Source organism: Bradyrhizobium sp. Kon56 (assembly GCF_055807635.1).
Genome location: NZ_JBVVOU010000087.1, coordinates 1 through 2276, shown reverse-complemented (window position 1 = coordinate 2276; position 2276 = coordinate 1). Strand labels below are relative to the sequence as shown.

Genomic DNA, 2276 nt, shown 5'->3' with positions numbered 1-2276 from the left:
ATCAGATCCGTGCGTTCCTGCTGGAGCGGGGCATCGCCGTGCGGCAAGGCCTGCGCTCCCTGCGGTCCGAGTTGCCGAGTATCCTCGCGACGCGCACCGATGTGCTCTCGCCTCGCATGTTGCGCATCATTGAGGATCTGGCGGGCGACTGGCGCCGGCTGGATGAGCGTATCGAGGACCTCTCCAGCGAGATCGAAGCATTGCCCCGTCAAGACAAAAGCTGCGAGCGACTGATGACGGTGCCCGGCATTGGCCCGATCATCTCGAGCGCGATGGTGGCTGCCATCGGCACTGGAGACGTGTTCTCGAAAGGCCGCGACTTCGGCGCCTGGCGCGTTAGCGCGAAGGGCTTTCCGGTACCTTCGCTTGGCGCTTTTCGAGCTGCTCCTCGACGTAGAGAAGGATCATTCGCCGGGTGTCCTGGTCAGTTATTTTCTGGAATGCCTTGATCAGGCGCAGCATCTCCAGATCATCTTCGATTATTCTGTTCGACATTGCAAAAGCCTCAAGGGAAAAGCAGCAGTCTCAAATCGGGAAAAGTATGCAATATCTCACGTACTACGGGAACATGGAAAATCAGCAGAAAGCTAATCCGTGCCGGCCCGCCGCCGAGCCGGCGGAGGCGGCTCCGGCCATCCGCCTCAGAGCCAAGCTGAAGCCGGGGCACTCTCCGCCATCGCGCAGGAGCCCGGCAACTGAGGTGGCGTTACTCTCTGCGGCGTACCTTCGGCACTCTGCCATTCGTCCGCGCCCTCTCGGCAACATCCCAAATGTTGTCGCCCTTCGGCGGAGCGCGACGAATATAACCCGAAATATCCAGTTCGTTTCACCCCTCGGGTGGAGGTTGGAAACGCCCTTGTCAGCTCTAGGCAACCCAGCAGCGGTCGTCGCGTTGCTCCGCGGAGGCCGTTCTATTTGCGAGGCACCATGGACGAGAGCCTGCTCGTAACAATGATGCGCCGTCCCCTCTGCAAACCGGCGCTGCTGCTTGCGCGTCAAGATTGATTGTCCAGGCAAAGCCCATCGCCCGTTGAAAGAAGTTTGACGAATGTCGTTCGACTGACAACGAATGGTTGATTCTGGAAGCCTCTGTTCACCATCCGGCAAGCCGGTCCTCCTTCGTTACCTAAAATCCACCACTTCCCCGCTCTGGTGATCGCAGGCCTTGGGGGATGCTGATGTATCAAGTGCTCTACTGTCTGACCGATGAACACGATTGGCGACTGGTCGCGCTTGGGGGCGCGCTCTGCCTGCTCGCAAGTACGGCTGCGATCAGCCTGTTTCACCGGGCGCGCGCGACGCAAGGATCGGGCCGCCTGGTCTGGCTGGCGCTCGATGCAGTCGTTGCCGGCTGCGGCATCTGGGCGACGCATTTCATCGCGATGCTGGCCTACGGACCGGGCGCCAGCGGCGCCTATAATGTTCCGGTGACGCTGTTGTCGCTAATCTTCGCCATCGCCATCACCTTTGTTGGCTTGGGCGTTGCGGTCTCGACCATGCGACCGGGCCTCGTCGCTCTTGGCGGGGCGATCGTCGGCGGCGGTGTGGCGGCGATGCACTATACCGGCATGATGGCGCTCGAGATCCCTGCGCGCGTCAGCTGGGCGACGGGCACGGTGGCCGCTTCGATCCTGCTCGGGGTGGTTTTCGGCGCATTCGCGCTCCATGTCGCTGAACGGCGAGACAACTTGTCCGGCACGCTCGGTGCTGCGGTGCTGCTGACGGTCGCCATCGTCTCGCATCATTTTACGGCGATGGGCGCGGTGCAGCTGACGCCGGATCCGACGCTGCCGATCAGCGGCCTGTCGATCCCGCCGACGTCGCTGTCGGTTCTGACCGCGAGTGCTGCGGCTGCGATCATCGTGATCGCATTGGTCGCCGCGCTGCTCGATCGGCGGGCCAAGGGGGAATTGGGCCGCCAGCAGAGGGTGCTGGACACGGCGCTCGAGAACATGTCGCAGGGGCTCTGCATGTTCGACGCGGACGGCAAGATCATCCTGTTCAACGAGCGTTATGCCGCGATGCTCGGCCGCACCGACATCCTGCTCACCGGCCGGCTGCTGGTCGACGTGCTGCGGGAGGAGCAGGCCAAGGGCCAGTGGCAGGGCGATGCTGGCGAATTCTTCGCCCGCCTCGTCGCCGACGCGCGCGAGAGCCGCACCACGACCGACATCGTGACCAGGTTCGGCCGCTCCATCCGGGTCGTCAACCAGCCGATGCAGGGTGGCGGCTGGGTCGCGACCTTCGAGGATATCACCGAATGGCTGGAGGCCCAG

At 63.0% G+C, this 2276-nt stretch carries 1 protein-coding gene and 1 pseudogene; both read left to right on the top strand.

The window, feature by feature from the left end:
* A pseudogene (locus AC0L3B_RS38030) lies at positions 1–332 on the top strand (transposase); the annotation flags it as partial.
* 846 nt (positions 333–1178) lie between these two features.
* A partial coding sequence (locus AC0L3B_RS38025; RefSeq protein ID WP_473382660.1) for an MHYT domain-containing protein occupies positions 1179–2276 on the top strand: 1098 nt, incomplete at its 3' end.